This window comes from Alteromonas sp. MmMcT2-5 (genome assembly GCF_022348315.1).
GTDB lineage: Bacteria > Pseudomonadota > Gammaproteobacteria > Enterobacterales > Alteromonadaceae > Alteromonas > Alteromonas macleodii.
Window position 1 is genome coordinate 19,953 of sequence record NZ_JAKRFB010000026.1, and the last position, 17,592, is coordinate 37,544.

The 17,592-nt window shown below is 46.2% G+C and carries 15 protein-coding genes; 1 reads left to right on the forward strand and 14 read right to left on the reverse strand.

All coding sequences use genetic code 11. From position 1 onward, the window contains the following. Window positions 1-30: 30 nt before the first annotated feature. From MHN09_RS12270 to MHN09_RS12335, 14 genes are all read right to left on the reverse strand, one after another. Window positions 31-1,671, reverse strand: coding sequence for an acetolactate synthase large subunit (locus tag MHN09_RS12270; protein ID WP_014980556.1), 1,641 nt, complete (start codon window positions 1,669-1,671; stop codon window positions 31-33). A gap of 151 nt (window positions 1,672-1,822) precedes the next feature. Beyond that, window positions 1,823-2,332: a hypothetical protein gene (locus MHN09_RS12275; protein ID WP_239240924.1), complete on the reverse strand. Its 510-nt coding sequence runs from the start codon at window positions 2,330-2,332 to the stop codon at window positions 1,823-1,825. A 275-nt stretch (window positions 2,333-2,607) separates the two neighbouring features. Beyond that, window positions 2,608-3,009, reverse strand: coding sequence for a DUF4112 domain-containing protein (locus MHN09_RS12280; protein WP_014977648.1), 402 nt, complete (start codon window positions 3,007-3,009; stop codon window positions 2,608-2,610). A gap of 93 nt (window positions 3,010-3,102) precedes the next feature. Then, window positions 3,103-4,182 (reverse strand): ferrochelatase, encoded by a 1,080-nt coding sequence (gene hemH / locus MHN09_RS12285; protein ID WP_239240926.1) that lies wholly within the window; start codon window positions 4,180-4,182, stop codon window positions 3,103-3,105. Window positions 4,183-4,394: 212 nt separating this feature from the next. Continuing rightward, complete coding sequence (locus MHN09_RS12290) at window positions 4,395-5,972, reverse strand: AbgT family transporter (protein WP_014951088.1); 1,578 nt, start codon at window positions 5,970-5,972, stop codon at window positions 4,395-4,397. 320 nt (window positions 5,973-6,292) lie between these two features. Next, entirely contained in the window at window positions 6,293-7,174 is an 882-nt protein-coding gene (gene hflC / locus MHN09_RS12295) for a protease modulator HflC (protein ID WP_039221808.1), read from the reverse strand. Window positions 7,175-7,179: 5 nt separating this feature from the next. Next, complete coding sequence (hflK, locus tag MHN09_RS12300; protein WP_061096083.1) at window positions 7,180-8,331, reverse strand: FtsH protease activity modulator HflK; 1,152 nt, start codon at window positions 8,329-8,331, stop codon at window positions 7,180-7,182. A 67-nt stretch (window positions 8,332-8,398) separates the two neighbouring features. Continuing rightward, on the reverse strand, window positions 8,399-9,688 hold the full coding sequence (gene hflX / locus MHN09_RS12305; RefSeq protein ID WP_061096084.1) for a ribosome rescue GTPase HflX: 1,290 nt from the start codon (window positions 9,686-9,688) through the stop codon (window positions 8,399-8,401). A gap of 17 nt (window positions 9,689-9,705) precedes the next feature. Further along, the gene (hfq, locus tag MHN09_RS12310; RefSeq protein ID WP_014951092.1) at window positions 9,706-9,954 is read right to left on the reverse strand and encodes an RNA chaperone Hfq; all 249 of its coding nucleotides are present in this window, start codon (window positions 9,952-9,954) and stop codon (window positions 9,706-9,708) included. Window positions 9,955-10,032: 78 nt separating this feature from the next. Next, on the reverse strand, window positions 10,033-10,926 hold the full coding sequence (gene miaA / locus MHN09_RS12315) for a tRNA (adenosine(37)-N6)-dimethylallyltransferase MiaA (RefSeq protein WP_239240951.1): 894 nt from the start codon (window positions 10,924-10,926) through the stop codon (window positions 10,033-10,035). A 46-nt stretch (window positions 10,927-10,972) separates the two neighbouring features. Next, entirely contained in the window at window positions 10,973-12,829 is a 1,857-nt protein-coding gene (mutL, locus tag MHN09_RS12320; protein ID WP_239240928.1) for a DNA mismatch repair endonuclease MutL, read from the reverse strand. 94 nt (window positions 12,830-12,923) lie between these two features. After that, window positions 12,924-14,273, reverse strand: coding sequence for an N-acetylmuramoyl-L-alanine amidase (locus tag MHN09_RS12325; RefSeq protein ID WP_014951095.1), 1,350 nt, complete (start codon window positions 14,271-14,273; stop codon window positions 12,924-12,926). An 85-nt stretch (window positions 14,274-14,358) separates the two neighbouring features. Then, entirely contained in the window at window positions 14,359-14,841 is a 483-nt protein-coding gene (gene tsaE / locus MHN09_RS12330) for a tRNA (adenosine(37)-N6)-threonylcarbamoyltransferase complex ATPase subunit type 1 TsaE (RefSeq protein ID WP_014951096.1), read from the reverse strand. A gap of 74 nt (window positions 14,842-14,915) precedes the next feature. Further along, complete coding sequence (locus MHN09_RS12335; RefSeq protein WP_239240930.1) at window positions 14,916-16,415, reverse strand: NAD(P)H-hydrate dehydratase; 1,500 nt, start codon at window positions 16,413-16,415, stop codon at window positions 14,916-14,918. Between the two features lie 6 nt (window positions 16,416-16,421). Here MHN09_RS12335 and queG point away from each other — a divergent pair, with 6 nt between their 5' ends. Beyond that, complete coding sequence (gene queG, locus MHN09_RS12340) at window positions 16,422-17,564, forward strand: tRNA epoxyqueuosine(34) reductase QueG (RefSeq protein WP_239240932.1); 1,143 nt, start codon at window positions 16,422-16,424, stop codon at window positions 17,562-17,564. The last annotated feature ends 28 nt before the right edge of the window (window positions 17,565-17,592 follow it).

Consider the following 17,592-nt stretch of genomic DNA (forward strand, 5'->3'; position numbering starts at 1 on the left):
TTACTCCTTACCTTTTCTATTACGTTTGGCTTAAAGCTTGGCGCTAAGCTCTTTAATCGTATGATTTAGTGTTTTGTCATTCATACTGTAATCAACTGGACAATCGATAATATGTACGCCTTTTGTGTTCAAACACTTATCAACTAAGTGAATAAGTACATCCGCGTCGTCAACTCTCCAGCCCTGTGCGCCGTAACTTTGTGCGTATTTAACAAAGTTGGGGTTGCCATAATCTAAACCAAACTCATCGAACTGCATGTTTGCTTGTTTCCACTTGATCATTCCGTACGCATCGTCGCGCAAGATGATCACCACAAGGTCAAGCTTAAGCCTAACGGCAGTCTCAATTTCTTGGCTATTCATCATAAAGCCGCCATCGCCGCATACGCTTACCACAGGGACATCAGGCTTCACTAGTTTGGCTGCTATAGCTGATGGCAAACCGGCTCCCATTGAAGCCAGTGCGTTGTCTAAAAGCAGGGTATTCGGATGATATGCGGGGTAATTTCGGGCAAACCATATTTTATATACGCCGTTGTCTAACGTAACAATGCCGTTATCAGGCATAACTTTACGAATATCGCGTACAAGACGTTCTGGTAAGATAGGGAATCGATTATCGTCTTCTGCTTCAGCACGGTGATCTACATAGGCTTGATGCACATCTTTGTAGAAGTCGAGTTTCCAACTGTCTTGGGGAGTGATGCCTTCTTTTATTTGCCAGATGCTGTTAGCAATATCTCCAACGACTTCGAGTTGCGGGAAGTAAACAGGGTCTACGGCAGCCGAATCAAAGTTGACATGAATCACTTTTTTATCGTTGTGATGCATGAAGAACGGTGGCTTTTCTACCACATCGTGGCCTACGTTGATAATAAGATCGGCACGCTCTATTGCCCTGTGTACAAAGTCACCGTCAGACAGAGCAGTGTTCCCTGCAAAGCGCGGGTCGCTTTCGTTTAGTACCCCTTTGCCCATTTGGGTGGTAACAAATGGAATGCAGGTTTTATCAACAAACTCCCTGAGCATTTTCGCTGTTAGCTTTCTGTTTGCTCCGGCGCCAATCAATAACAAAGGTGACTGGGCTTCTTCAATCATGGTAATCGCAGCAGCAATTGCTTTGTATTCGGCGATAGGTCGACGGGCCATGCTAGGTGTTAGTATTTGGGCACTGGTTTGTTCTGCGGCAATGTCTTCTGGCAGTTCAATGTGTACAGCGCCCGGGCGCTCTTCATGGGCTAGACGAAATGCCTCTCGCACAGTAGAAGGAATTCTATCGCCACTCACAATCTGGTTGGTGAATTTAGTGATCGGCCGCATCATGTCAACGATGTCGATAACTTGAAAGCGACCTTGCTTGCTGGTTTTGATCGGCTTTTGCCCGGTAATCATCAACATTGGCATTGCGCCAAGTTGAGCATAAGCCGCGGGAGTAACTAGATTAGTGGCCCCGGGTCCTAAGGTCGAAAGGCATACTCCCACTTTTCCGGTAAGCCTGCCGTAAGTAGCAGCCATAAAACCAGCGCCTTGCTCGTGACGAGTCAGCACCAGTTTAATAGAGGACTCGCGCAACGACTCAAGTAAGTCGAGGTTTTCTTCACCTGGGATACCAAAGACGTATTCCACGCCTTCTGCTTCTAACGCTTTAACAAATAAATCGGACGCTTTCATGTGCTGCACGCTCCTTGTAATTTGAGCAGAAAATAAAGTGCTTATTAGTTGTGCTACGAAACAATGCTGCGAATGGGTTTACTGTGCGTAATAAAATGCCCATTGCTAACGGGCATGTTAAAAAATAGTGTATAGGAGAGAAAAGGGAAGTCTAATCACTGATTATTATGCGCTTGTATGCGAGCAAAGAACCATCTTCGTTTTGTGACACACTAAATGTATATTCATTGTAGTCACTGCCAAACACTGTATCTTGCCCCAGCAACGTGTCTGGCTCACCCCGGTGACTGTAGTCGGGATGATTGGTACAAATGTCTTGGCAAAAGCTATCGGAAAAGCAAAATTGAGAAACCAATTGATCAGTATTGTTGCGACGTATACGAAAATGGATGTGGATAGCTCGGCTGCTGTACCAGCCGGGAAAACAGCTTTTTAGGTTTATTCTTCCGCTAGCATCTGTCACCGCAATACCTCTGAACCACTTCGCACTTAATGCATCCACTTCATTTCCCGTGCAAAATGCCGAATTAAATCCGCTGGCATCGGCACTATCACTGGTATCTCCTGAATAAACGCCATCTACATCGCAATGCCATACTTCAATTTCATAACCCGATAGGGGATTACACGCTTCATCAATTAACTGAAGACACAACATCATCGGCAAACCTGTTTGCTCATATGAGATGTCGTCAAGATAGTCACTTTGAAATAGGAGCCAATGTAAGCCCCACCGCTGTTTTCATAAAGCGGCGTCGCTTGAGCGGCTCTTCCGTTAATTTTTTTGATGTCATCGTACGTTGCCCTTGGTTGTCTTTGCAAAAAAGACATTTAGCTAAAGGACAAGGTTCTCTTATTTACTCAAGCTTTACGTAGCTTTACACAGTAAATAAGCAAAGTGAAAAAAGCGCAGGTATTTGGGTAACTAAACCTAGGTTATTCAGCACTCCATTCGGATAGCGCCTTCTGTGTTACTTTATCTACCTCATGTTTATTTTCGCTTATCCACCAGCGCTCCATAATACGGACATTTTTCTGATTCGCTTTATAGAATATATCCACGATGTCGCCAACAAATGGAATAAAACCTAAGCCAAAGTCGATTGCTGAGTTTTTTACCATTTGAGCTATTAGCGCTTTGGGCATACCCAATGATTTTCCCAGCCAAACTATTCGAAGTGAAACGAAGAGCATCAGCGCGTCACCGGCTCCTGGGATAAGGCCCACGATTGAATCCAAGCCTATTCTTATTGGGATAAAAGGGAGCTTTACAGCAGTATCCAGCAAGTTCGCCAGTTTTTGCGCTTTAAGTAGTGCCTTTGGTGCTTTGCCTTCCACGACCTTATCTCCCTTTCAATATAATAAATGCGCCACCAAGGGTGATTTCCCTATTGGTTTTCCTCGAAACGTTTACTGTCAGCTTTTCAAACGCTACTTTTCAGCGCCTAACGCTCTTGCTAAGCCTGCGCGCAAACCGTTGTCCGACTGTACTGTCCACCCATGCAGGTTTTCTTGCACTATGTCAAAAAGCACGTCTATATGTTCTTTGTCACTGTTAAGTGCCGCGATGTATTCATAGCGCTCACCACCAGCTTCCATAAAGTACTCGCGATTCTCTTCACCAATTTCTTCAATCGTTTCCAAGCAATCGGCTGAGAAGCCAGGGCACATAACCTGAATGGATTTCACCCCTTTTTCAGGTAAAGACTTTAACGTTTCATCTGTATACGGTTTCAACCACTCTTCTCGACCAAAACGAGATTGGAAGGTTGTCATATATTCGTCGTGTGAAAGGCCAAGTTTCTCGGCAAGCAAGCGCGACGTTTTGTGGCACTCGCAGTGATAGGGGTCACCATTCATTAAATAGCGCTTAGGAATACCGTGGTAAGACAAAATAAGCTTGTCCGCCCTTCCATGGGTTTCCCAATGCGCTTTTACTTTGTTCGCCAGCGCGGTAATGAAATTATCGCGGTCGTGATAGTGATTCACGAAGCGAAGTTCTGGGAGCCAACGGCGAGAGGTGAAATCCTTAGCGATAGCATCAAATGTGGAGCCAGTTGTCGACGCGCTGTATTGAGGGTAAAGCGGTAAAACGACGAGTTTGCGTACGCCTTTTTCCAACATGGACTCGATGGTATCACCTATGGCGGGCTTGCCGTATCGCATGGCAAAGTCGACAATTACGTCATCGCCATATTGGGCTTTACAGCGTTCAGCAATAGCTGATGCTTGCGCTTTAGTAATAGCCATAAGCGGAGAGCCGTCTTCCGTCCATACGGTGGAATAAGCCTCTGCCGAGCGCTTGGGGCGAAAGTTTAGAATAATACCATTTAATACAAACCACCAAATCGCTTTAGGCACTTCCACAACCCGCGGGTCAGAAAGAAACTCTTTCAAATAAGGGCGTAACGCCTGCTTAGTTGGCGCTTCCGGTGTCCCCAAATTCGTTACCAGTACGCCAATTTTATCTGGTTGCCCGTGAGTAAAACCTTTATTCGATTTGTATTTCATGTATTCATAGTCCGAGAAGTACTGCGCTATAGCCGTATTATACTGAATTACCTTAGATTATGATCTGCTATAACGCCAAAAAAGTGCGATTGCGCTAATAGATTTTGGGCATTAAAAAAGCGACAGGTGTTCTAAAATACTTTTCAAAAACACATGCCGCTTTTTTAGTTTGCTGCCGCATTAAGCGTGTGGCAGCACGTAAAGCTACCTATTTAAGGCTGATAGTAAGTCGCTGCGCCCGGGCCTACCGGCATACCGAGTAAGAACACCCAAATGTAGAACAAAATTGTCCAACCTACGATAAACACCATTGAGTAAGGCAGCATCATGGCAATGAGCGTGCCCATTCCCAAGTCTTTCTTGTACCTTGCAGCCATGGCCAAGATGAGTCCGAAATAGCTCATCATAGGTGCGATAACGTTTGTGACTGAATCACCAATACGGTATGCAGCTTGAATCACTTCAGGCGCGTAACCTATGAGCATGAGCATTGGCACAAAAATAGGTGCTGTTACCGCCCATTGCGCTGATGCACTCCCTAGCGACAGGTTCACTACACCACACATCAAAATAAACAGAATAAACACCGCTGGGCCATCTAACCCTGCCGCTTGTAACAACGCAGCACCTTTAACGGCTAATACTGTGCCTAGGTTTGTCCATTTGAAAAACGCAACAAACTGCGCAGCAAAGAACACTAGCGTAATGTAAAGACCCATTGCCCCCATGCTTTTAGACATGGCATCAATAACATCTTTGTCGTTCTTCATCGACTTGGTAACTTTACCGTAAACAAAGCCAGGAATAGCAAAGGTGATAAAGATGAATGCAACAATGCCTTTAAGGAACGGAGAGCCCGCTACTTCACCTGTTTCTGGATGACGCAATATACCGTTTTCTGGCACTACCGTTAGCGCTAATATCGCGCAAACTATAACAAACGATATCCCTGCCCAACGCAGGCCTTTCTTTTCTAAATCCGTAGGCGCGTCCATTGATTGCTTGCCTAAATCTATGGAAGCATCAGCAGGGTCAAATTTACCGAGTCTCGGCTCAACAACCTTTTCGGTGACCAACGCTCCCATTGTGGCTACAACGAAGGTACTGATGAACATGAAGTACCAGTTTACTTCTGGGCCTACCATATAGTCGGGGTCAATCATGTGAGCAGCGGCTTCCGTGATACCCGACAACAGTGGGTCAACAGTTCCAAGCAGTAGGTTGGCGCTATAGCCAGCCGATACACCTGCAAACGCGGCGGCCAGACCCGCTAACGGGTGACGACCTAACGAGTGGAAAATCATCGCTGCCAGTGGAATAAGTACCACGTAGCCAAGCTCTGATGCTGTGTTTGAAATGATACCTGCGAAGACGATAGCAAAGGTCACGGCACGTTTAGAGGCATTCATCACCAATGCGCGCATAGCTGCCGACAAAAGGCCAGAATGTTCTGCTACCGATACACCAAGAAGCGCAACAAGTACGGTACCCAGCGGCGCAAAGCCAGTAAAGTTGGTGACCAAACCCGTTACTATTCGCTGCAAACCTTCTGCGCTCATCAGCGATATGACTTCAATCATACCGTCTTCTTCGCGCCCCTTTGCACCTATTGGGCGAGGGTCAGCCACAGCAATGTCAAAGTAACCAAGTATCCCACTAAGTAACACTATAAAAAGTGAAAGCAGAGCGAACAGCGTTACTGGATGTGGGAGCAGGTTTCCTAACCATTCCACCGTGGTGAGAAATCGCGAGAATAACCCACCTTGTCCGCCCCTATCATCGGCAGACACTGTATTTGTATTTTCCGTTGTCAAAATCTTCCCTCTGTCGTTTATTGACGTCTACCACACCAAGGTTAATGCTGGGAAGGCATCAACCTTGTACATAAATAGTGACGTGTTTTAATAATATTCAGGTGGTATTTTACCCGATTCTGTGAAAATTTGGCAGTAGGTAGGGTAAATGAAGGGTTAAGTCAGTGTATATTTTCCTAAAATTGCCCGGCTACGCTGATTAAATATAACCCGCTATATCATACCTTTAGCCTTTTGAAAGGCGTAAAAAAACCAGTCTAAAAAGACTGGTTTTTAAAGCTTCAAATTACGGCTATTTAGTTACCGTTTGACTTGTTCATATACTTGAAGAAGTCGCTATCTGGTGCAATAACCATGACATCTTGTTTGCTGTTAAAGCTTTGCTTATACGCATCCATACTGCGCAGGAAGCTGTAAAAATCAGCGTTCTTTGAGTAAGCGTCAGCGTAAATTTGTGCCGCAATCGCATCACCTTCACCGCGAAGTTGACGTGCATTACGCTCAGCATCAGCAAGCATTACCGTTACCTTAGCATCGATGTTCGCCTTAATGACTTCGGCTTGCTCTTGACCTTCTGAACGGTGCTCACGAGCTACGGCGGCACGCTCTGCGCGCATACGCTGGAAGATCGAGTTGCTCACCTCAGTAGGTAAGTTAATCTGCTTAACGCGTACGTCTACAATTTCAATACCAAGCTCGTCAGACGATGTAGAAGCTTGTTCCATTGCTTGGTTCATAAGCGCTGAACGCTCACCAGAAACGATTTGTGCAATAGTACGAGTACCAAACTCAGAACGTAGGCCGTTGTTTACTTTTTGCTTCAGTAGCGCTTCTGCTTGCAGCTTGTTGCCCCCCGTTGATAGATAGTAACGTGCAAAGTCTTCTATGCGCCACTTAACATAAGAGTCAACAATCAGGTCTTTCTTCTCGCTTGTTACAAAGCGGTCTGGTGATCCATCTAACGTTTGAATTCGCGCATCAAGAACACGGACTGAATCGATAAATGGAAGTTTAAAGTGAAGGCCTGGTTCAAATACTTTTGTATCGCCGGTCGCATCGTCTCTTTGCACTTTACCAAACTGAATAACAATGGCGCGCTCGCCTTCTTTAACTGCAAACAGTGAGCCTGATGCAAGCATTACAAGAAGAACAAATACTGCAATTAACAAATTCTTCATTGTGCTTATCTCCCCTCTCTGTAGCTATCGCCACGCAAGCCCATACTTGGCGAGCTGTTGCGGCTGCGGCCGTTAGCATCAGTTACTGGTGCTTGTAAGCCTTCCAGTGTATTGCGAGTATTCTTGTTATTAGTTGATTGCTGGCGTTCCATAATCTTATCTAAAGGCAAATACATCATGTTATTGCCGCCTTTACTATCAACCATGATCTTGCTGGTATTACCCAACACTTCTTCCATGGTCTCTAGATAAATACGCTCGCGAGTAACTTGAGGAGCACGCTCATATTGTGGAAGCAGCTCTTCAAAACGTGCCACTTCACCCTGCGCTTCCAACGTTACACGCTCTTTATAGGCTTGCGCTTCTTCATTCATACGATTTACTTGACCACGTGCACGTGGCTCAATCTCTCTCGCATAAGCTTCAGCTTCACGAATGAAGCGCTGTTGATCTTCCTGTGCAGCAATGGCATCATCGAATGCATCTTTAACTTGCTCAGGTGGACGGGCATCACGGAAGTTCATATCGATAATGGAAACCCCCATGTTGTAGGGTTCAATGATCGCTTGAAGCTCTTCCCATACACGCTGACGCGTTACTTCACGGCCGTCGGTAAGTACGTCGTCCATTTTAGAGTGGCCAACTACGTAGCGAATAGCGCTATCAAGAGACTGACTTAAACTCTGCTCAGGGCTTTCAACGGCAAACGTCCAACGATACGGATCTACAACGCGAAATTGCATTTCCATTTGAACGCTTACCACGTTTTCGTCTTCTGTAAGCATAGAACCTGAAGATGACTGGTCGCGAATTGACTGAACATCTACAGGAATAACTGAATCAATAAACGTTGGTGCCCAACGAAGACCTGGTTCAACCTGCTCGTGATACTCACCAAAACGAAGGACTACGCCGCGCTCTGCTTCACGAATGGTGTAAAAGCCACTAATGAACCAAATTACGACAAGTAAACCTACAAGAATACCAGCACCAATACCGCCTAGGCTTTTGCCTGAGCCGCCACCGTTGCCACCTGACTTTCCAAACTTACCAAATAAGTTTTTAAACACATCGTCCAAATCTGGGGGACCTTGCTCTTTCCCACCGCGATTCTTCCACGGGTCGTTATTATTGCCACCCGGCTCATTCCAAGCCATGCTGATACTCCATAGATTACTGTTATATTTTTGAATTTCGCATGCTCAATGCAGTGACTAGCACTGACTAATGTCGCACAACATACTCTGATATTCCGTTTTCCAGACGCTTTTCAAGCCTGTTCCAGTCAGCGGCGGGCATTCTTACATCAACTACCCAGTCTCCCTGACTGTCGTATTCTTCACTAGCAATACAGTTTAGTTCGAACAACACGCCGCGCAATCGACTTTGTGCAGGCGGAATCTTCAACGTGTAATTCACCATGCTTTTACCTAAACATTCGGTTAAAGCTTGGCTCAATAATTCCGTTCCTTCGCCTGTTTGTGCAGATAGCCACACTCTAACAGGCACGCCTTCGTCGTTTCTTTCTATACGCGGTTGAACGTCGTCTAGTTTATCAATCTTATTACAGATTAGTAATTGTTGAATCTCTCCAGCTTCAATTTCTTCAAGTACATCATTAACTTCATCCATGGTTTCGCGATATTTTGCATCAGCAATATCAACCACATGGAGCAGTAAATCTGCTTCTTGAGTCTCTTGAAGAGTCGCTTTGAACGCAGCAACTAAGTCGTGGGGAAGATGACGAATAAAACCAACCGTGTCGGCCAAAATAGCGGGACCAACATCTTTTAACTCGATTTTACGTAACGTGGGATCTAGCGTTGCAAACAGCTGATCGGCAGCGTAAACGTGTGAATCGGTAATGGTGTTAAACAGCGTCGATTTTCCCGCATTCGTATAGCCAACTAAGGATACCGTTGGAATTTCAGCGCGTTTGCGCGAGCGGCGACCCTGCTCGCGTTGCTTTTGCACTTTTTCCAAACGACGAAGAATGGCTTTAATACGACCACGAAGTAGTCGACGGTCAGTTTCTAGCTGTGTCTCACCTGGACCACGAAGACCAATACCACCTTTTTGACGCTCAAGGTGGGTCCATCCTCTGATGAGACGAGTTGAGATATGCCTCAACTGGGCTAGTTCGACCTGGAGCTTCCCCTCGTGTGTTCTTGCGCGCTGCGCAAAAATATCAAGAATTAGCCCCGTTCTATCTAACACCCGGCATTTACACACCGCTTCTAAATTACGCTCCTGAGAAGGAGAAAGCGCGTGGTTGAAGATAACAACGTTGGCATCGTGAGCTTTCACTGCCGCTGCTATTTCCTCTGCCTTACCTGAACCAACAAAAAACTTAGCATGAGGCGCACTGCGCGAAGTCGTAATAACTTCTACCGCATTAACCCCTGCTGAAGACACAAGTAATTCAAGCTCACTTAAGTCTTCTTTACTGCTCTCGTCGGAAAAATTAACATGAACAAGTACAGCCTGTTCACCGGCTTCATAACGGTCAAACAAGCGCGTTACCTTTTAAATTATTCACCTTTAGTATTTTCAGAATCTCCTGCGCTAGGCATTGTGATAGCGCGTGCTGGAACAACAGTAGAAATCGCGTGCTTATACACCATTTGGCTTACTGTGTTCTTCAGTAAAATTACGAACTGGTCGAAAGATTCAACCTGTCCCTGAAGTTTAATACCGTTTACCAGATAAATTGATACTGGAATACGTTCCTTACGCAAAGCGTTCAAGAATGGGTCTTGTAAAGATTGCCCTTTAGCCATTTGATATCCTTAGTTTTTATTATTCGTGATAGGAATTTCACTATCACTGCACGTCTAATATATACCACACTCAAACATTTAAAGTGTGACTTTCGCTGTAATTTTAGTCAAATTATCGTTAGCAAATGTGTCTAGCCATGTAACCTGCTCCCAGCCCCGTAACCACGTGAGTTGACGCTTGGCGAGCTGTCTTGTAGCGATAATGCCTCTTTCACGCATTTCTGCGTAACTCAATTGGCCGTCTAGGTACTGCCACATCTGTCTGTACCCTACCGAACGAATAGAAGGCAAATCTTCATGAAGATCACTGCGTTCGTAGAGTTTTACTACTTCATTCTCAAACCCTTGCTCCAACATCAAATCAAAGCGGGTCGCTATACGTTCGTGCAACACTGCCCTGTCTGCGGGCGCTATGGCAAATTGTGCAATGTTATAACGGCACTTTTCACCCTCTTGTTGTTGCCAATGTGTCAACGTCTTGCCGGTACTTCTATACACTTCCAGCGCACGGGTAATTCGCTGTGGGTCGTTGGGATGAATTCTCTCACCACTAATTGGGTCTACACCACGTAATTCATCGTGTAATTTAGACCAACCCAAGCGTTGTGCCTGCTGTGTTATTTCGTCCCGAATCTTTTCATCTGACTTAGGTAGTGGCGAAATTCCATTTATCAAGGCATTAAAGTACATCATTGTACCTCCAGCCAAAATTGGCACCTTGCCACGCGCTAAAATATCGCCAATTAGCGCATTAGTGTCGTTTACAAATTGCGACACCGAATAGCTTTGTGCAGGGTCGATAATATCAATTAGATGATGTACTACACCTGCTTGCTCTTCCTGCGTTGGCTTCGCAGTGCCGATGTCCATACCTTTATATACAAGGGCTGAATCAACACTAATTACTTCGCTTTCAACCTTGGCCGCTATATCAAGCGCCAAGCCTGTCTTGCCTGATGCCGTGGGGCCCATAATTGCTATTACTGGCAATGCAGAATTTATGCCATTGGACACCCTATTATCCCCATACATCTAGCACTGAATTTAAGGGGCGCACTTTAGCAAATTGTTCAATAATTTCCCATTGTTTCACTTCGCTCTGCTGATCCAACCAGTACCACAGCGCATTTGATGTCTCTTCATCTAATACATGTTCAGGCAAAACCAATGATTTTACGGCATCACCAAGTGAATTTACTTCATCATTTAGTTCAACTAATAAGAAGTATTCAAACCACTTGAGCCACGGCAAGTGCCTGGTGCCGGCCGGTACCTGTTGCAGCCGATATTTGCCAGCCACTTTATTCACTTCAAAATGCGCGTCGTTTAGCAGTGTAACCAGTTGCTCATTGACGTTATTGAGCGAAACAGCAACGGGCATTAACAACGGTTGCCCATGCTGAGCTTTTAAAAATAGTTCGCTTAACCAAACATTTGCAACTTTAGTTGCACAAAGAAGGTAAATTTTTTCTGATTTTGGGTAAATTCTACTCTGGGAAGTTAGATTAACGTGCTCTGCAACGGGCATCGGGCCTGCATTGTTATTAATAATGTCGCTATTTGGCGTCATTAACGCATTGTAATTTGACTGATATGCCGCGCTTGGCCCTCGACTTTGCTTATGTGCAGCGCCACCACTTCGTCCACTACTGGTACTCCTCGAGGAGGTATTTCTTGAACTGCCTGTAAATTGTCCATAAGGCTGTGGCGCGCCTTGCGAGACTCCCCCCGTCGAGTAACGAGAAGACTCGTTGAACGCCTGTGTATTATCCGAGGTTTGATTCTGTAACGGCCTAATGTAATCGTGTTCTACCTGAGAAGACATGAAATCTGAGCCCGAAGGACGGTTTGCGTCCATTCCTGATAACGGCTGTTCATCGGTCATGGCGTGCAGCGCATCACTCACGGTTTTACAGATAAAGTCGTGTACCAATCTGCCTTGTTGAAACCTCACCTCATGCTTGGCGGGATGAACATTTACATCCACATCTTTAGGGTTAACCGTTAAGTACACCACAAAGCTTGGTTGCTCCACCACACCCCAAACGCTTTCGTACGCTTGGCGAATAGCGTGCATAATAAGCTTATCTCGCATGCCTCTGCCGTTAACAAAACTGAACTGGCAATCATTACTGCTGCGAAGCATGGCCTCATTACCTAGCCAAGCATCAATGTGAAGACCTTCATACTCAGTACTAATATGTACGGCGTTTTGAACAAACTTTTGTCCAACCACAGCACCAATTCGGGTGGCTAAACTGCCTGCTTTGTCGGCGATAAAGCGCTTTACTACTTTATCGTTGTGTTTTAAAACAAATGAAACCTTGGGATAGCTCAGTGCTATGCGTTTTATGACTTCTTCAATATGCTGAAATTCGGTTTTTTCGGTGCGTAAAAACTTACGTCTTGCTGGCGTGTTGTAAAACAGATCTGCCACGTCAATTGTGGTGCCAACAGGGTGGGCCGCTGGCTGGATATTTACCGCCATCTCCCTGCCCTCACAATAGGCCTGCCACGCTTCACCTTGAGACTCAGTGCGCGATGTCAGTGTCAACCGACTTACCGAGCTAATACTGGCCAGCGCTTCGCCACGAAAGCCAAGAGAGAGAATTTGTTCTAAGTCATCCAAAGTGGTGATTTTACTGGTTGCATGGCGACTCAATGCCAGCTGCAGTTCACTTTTGACAATGCCTGACCCATTGTCTTTTATTCGAATGCGTTTGTGGCCACCTTTTTCAATATCGACTTCTATTTTGGTGGCACCAGCATCAAGGCTGTTTTCTAGTAACTCTTTAACCACAGACGCGGGGCGCTCAACCACTTCACCAGCGGCAATCTGGTTAGCAAGTTGGGGAGATAAAAGCTGTATAGGCAAAGGACTACCCTATGATATTAACTGTATGGATTCGTGGCGATACGACATGTAAGTGCAACGAGTGCTAAAAAAGCCGATGAAACAAAACCTTTGTTTATGTTCTCGGAATATTTAGTACCTGCCCTACGCGTACAACATCACTTGAAAGATCGTTGGCGGCTTTGATGCTGCTTACTTTTACATTGTAACGCTGTGCTAATAACGAAAGCGACTCGCCGCTTCTTACTTTGTGCGTTCGGTTATTCGCCCTTTCTTGTGCCCACAGTGTACCATCAGGGGGAACTTGCTTGAAGTAACGCTTAGTCGCATTAAACATGGCATTCGCTAAGCGTTCGCGATGTTTAGACCAGTTCAGATTCTTCTCTTCTTGCGGATTAGAAATGAAACCAACTTCGACCAAAATAGAGGGGATGTCAGGCGCGGTCAAAACTGCAAAACTGGCGGCTTGTGGTTTTCTTTTATGCAGACTGGTCACCTGCTTTAGCTCTTCAACCACTTTATTACCTAAATCGTGGCTGGTCGCCATGCTGTGATCCATCGATAAACCCAGTATGGTTTCAGTAAGATATCGCTCGCTTGATTTATCATTGATCACTTCAGCTGCACCACCGAGTAATTCAGAGTGACGTTCAGATTTCTCTAGCCAGCGGCCTAATTCAGTGTCTGCTCTTCGCATGGATAGTACCCACACCGAACCACCTCGCGGTTGAGGCTGACTAAACGCATCGGCGTGGATGGAAATAAGCAAATCGGCTTTTTTCTCGCGCGCAATTTCAGGACGTCGATTAGGAGAAACATAATAATCATCGCCACGAGTCATGATGGCGCGCATACCTCGCTCCCGGTTTATCATGTCTTCCAGTTTTTTGGCGATACTCAGGGTGATGTGCTTTTCATAGGTACCAGCCGGACCGATTGAACCTGGGTCATGTCCACCATGCCCGGCGTCGATGGCGACGATAATGTCTCGGTCTCGGGCACTGGTAGAATCATCAATAACGACAGAGCCAGTTGATGCCGACGCTGATAAAGTTGGCGACGGCTTCGGCGCGCTATCTGGTAAATCGACAACCAGCCTGTGTCCGTAAGCACCATCGGGGGTTACTGCAAATAACGAAGGCTTGGTATTTCTATTGAGCTCAACAACCACTCTGGCAGATGATTTGTTTTTCGGTGTGGAGTAGCGCAGCTTTTTAATCAAATCACCGCTGTTTTCAATGCCAGAAAGCTTAGCGGTGTCGCTGGTGTTGTTAAGATCGATGACAAGCCGAAGCGGATTTTTAAGTGTAAAATAGGTGAACTCTGGCGCTGATTTCATATCGAAAACAACGCGCGTATTGTCCGGCGACGGCCATATCCTAACCCCGTCGATGTTATTTTGCGCACCGTGTGCGAATTGCACGACGAAACACAATAATAATACCGAAACTATACTGCGCACCATAATTAGCCTTTCTGTTATTGTTATGCTGCTCTCGTCAACTCCGGAGCGGCTATTTATTCAGTTTTTCTTTCATTTCGCATTTGCGCTAAACGCGCTTGCATTGCTGAAGCAATTTCGCACCGTGGGCACTTTTTGCTTCCAAATTAAACTGCCTACCCGATGGCGTAATATTTATACTAATCACTAAGTCTGGGGATGCCAAGTATTCGCCCCCTTTTTCCGACCATTCAATAAGCGCGATAGCGCCCGAACCAAAGTAATCGCGAATTCCCATGAACTCTAACTCTTCTGGGTCGGCTAAGCGATACAGGTCGAAGTGATAGATATTGACGCCATCCAACTCATAAGGTTCAACCAATGTATAGGTTGGACTTTTAACGCTACCTGAATGACCTAAAGATTGAATGAAATATCGGCTAAATGTCGTTTTCCCTGCACCTAAGTCGCCGTTTAAATAAATAACAGCATCGGTAGGGAGTTGACTCGAAACAGCCTGCGCTAAATCTCTGGCAAGCTGCGCAGTATCATCTACTTCATTAGCAAAAAAAGAGGTATGCGGGTAAGACATCAACAATATTCCACAGTAATAGAAAGCCGAATAACACAGTAGATGCCTGCCCGTTCAAGACAAAACCACGCTAACTAGTGGTTTATAAGCGCACGTACTGCGTCAAACAAATCGCTCGCTATCATACCACGTTGACCATACAGTTGGGCAATATCATCGCCAGCCTTAGCATGAAGCACTACACCATATTTCGCTGCAATATCTGTTTCTACGCCTTGCGCGAGCAACGCGCCCAATATTCCGCTTAATACATCACCGCTTCCTGCGGTAGCCATACCTGGATTACCGTGACGGCAAACCCAGGTTTTCTTTTCATTGTCGATAAGCGTGCCCGCCCCTTTTAGTACACAGACCGCATGGTATCGCTGTGAGCACTGCCTTGCGTAGTTAAAACGGTCGCTTTCTACATCATCAATAGAAACACCGAGTAAACGCGCAGCTTCGCCCGCGTGAGGGGTTAAAATACTGTCAGACAAGGTGTACGCGGTTGACTGCTGACACAACAGATTTAGCGCGTCAGCATCAATGACCACAGGCTTATTTTGGCTTTGACAGTGCTTCATGGTGGTTTCAAATGCGCTTTCTGCCCATTCATCTTGCCCAAGACCCGGTCCAATAACCACACAGGTTGCCCAAGCTAATGCATCTTCCAAATTAAAGTCGGTGACCATGAGTTCAGGTCTGCCTGCACTGACCTGAACGACTGACGACTCATGGGTATACACGCGTACCATGCCCGCACCGCTTCTCAGCGCGGCTTCACTGGCGAGTCGAATGGCACCTGCTGTTCCGCGGTTACCGCCAATGCACAACAGTCGACCATAAGTCCCTTTATGACTGTTAATCTCCCGTGGCCCCATACCTTTAAAGTGGTCGATATTTAGCATGGTCGCGCTCGCTTTAGCTAATGCTTGGAACGCTTTGCCGATACCCAAGTCCGCATACACTAACTTACCGCACGATTGTTTACCCGCACCAGTAACAAGCCCCGGCTTAATGCCCACAAAAGTAACGGTGATATCAGCCTGAACACATCGCCCCAGGCTCTGTCCTGTATTTGCATCAAGCCCTGACGGCACATCAACGCTTACAACCGGTGTTGATGACGCATTCACCGCATCAATGATGTCTGCAAACTCATTGCGAATATAGCTATTAATACCTGTACCAAGAAGCGCATCTATCACTACGTCAGACTTCTCGAGGAGCGCAGCGTCAAACCCATTGATACTGCCTCCTGAATCGAGCCAGCGCTGCTGTGCTTTGCCAGCATCACCATCCAGCGTACGTTCAGGCTCAACCGCACATAAATGCACTTGTTTACCCGCAAGTTTTGCGTTTATTGCTGCAATGTAGCCGTCACCCGCATTGTTACCTTGGCCCACCAGCACTAAGTAAACGTCTGAGTTTGGCATAAGCTCAAGACACTGCTTAAACACCACATCACCAGCTCGTTGCATCAACGTGAACATATCGCAGCCCGAATTCGCGGCGGCTTGCGCTTCATTTTCTCTAACCTGATCGGCCCGAAATAGTTTGTATGATAAACTTGACGTTAATTGAGTATCTAGCATAAGCAAATGTCCGAAATTAGTTCTATCGACCTTGTTGAATTAACCAACAATATCAAGGCTTGGGGTACAGCGCTAGGCTTTCAACAGGTTGGCATCAGCGATATTGATCTACATCAGCACGAGGCTCACCTCAAGGAATGGTTAGACAACGGGTACCACGGTGACATGGCCTTTATGGAGAGTCATGGGATGAAGCGTGCCCGGCCTGATGAGTTGGTCCCAGGGACATTACGGGTTATCAGCGTTCGCATGAACTACTTACCTCCTGACGCCTCGTTTGCTAAGCATTTAAAAAAGCCAGAAATAGGATACATCAGCCGCTATGCATTGGGCCGTGACTACCACAAAGTGCTGCGCAAACGTCTGAAGCAATTGGGAGAGAAAATCACCGCATCCTTGGCGCATACCCAATATCGCCCGTTTGTAGACTCAGCCCCCGTATTGGAACACGCTATTGCTGAAAAAGCGGGTATTGGCTGGACGGGGAAACACAGCCTGACACTCAACAAAGAAGCCGGCTCTTGGTTCTTCTTAGGTGAGCTGTTCATCAATTTGCCATTACCCACTGACTCACCAATTGAAGAGGGTTGCGGCACCTGCACGGCGTGTCTAACCATCTGCCCGACCAATGCAATTGTTGCGCCTTATAAAGTAGATGCCCGTCGCTGTATTTCCTATCTCACCATTGAATCAGACAAAGATATTCCCGAAGATTTACGTCTCATGATGGGCAATCGCATTTATGGCTGCGACGATTGCCAACTTGTTTGCCCTTGGAATCGCTTTGCCGATGTTACCAGTGAAGAAGATTTCCACCCGCGACAAGTGCTTCACGGCCAAAGTCTCAATGCGCTTTTCGGCTGGTCTGAAGAAACCTTCTTACGCAATACGGAAGGCTCTCCCATCAGGCGGATTGGCTTTGAGAAGTGGCAGCGTAATATTGCCGTTGCGTTAGGAAACGCTCCGTATGATGAACAAAGCATTCTGCTTTTGAAAGAAAGACGAGGGAGCGTGAGTGACTTGGTGGACAGACATATTGATTGGGCTCTTAAGCGGCAGCAAGAGAAGCAACAAGCGTCTGATGCGAAAAACAGGCAGCAAGCGCGGCTTATTCGCGTAATTGAAAAAGGTTTACCAAGAGACGCCTAACGCCAGTACACGTTTGAATAAGGCATAC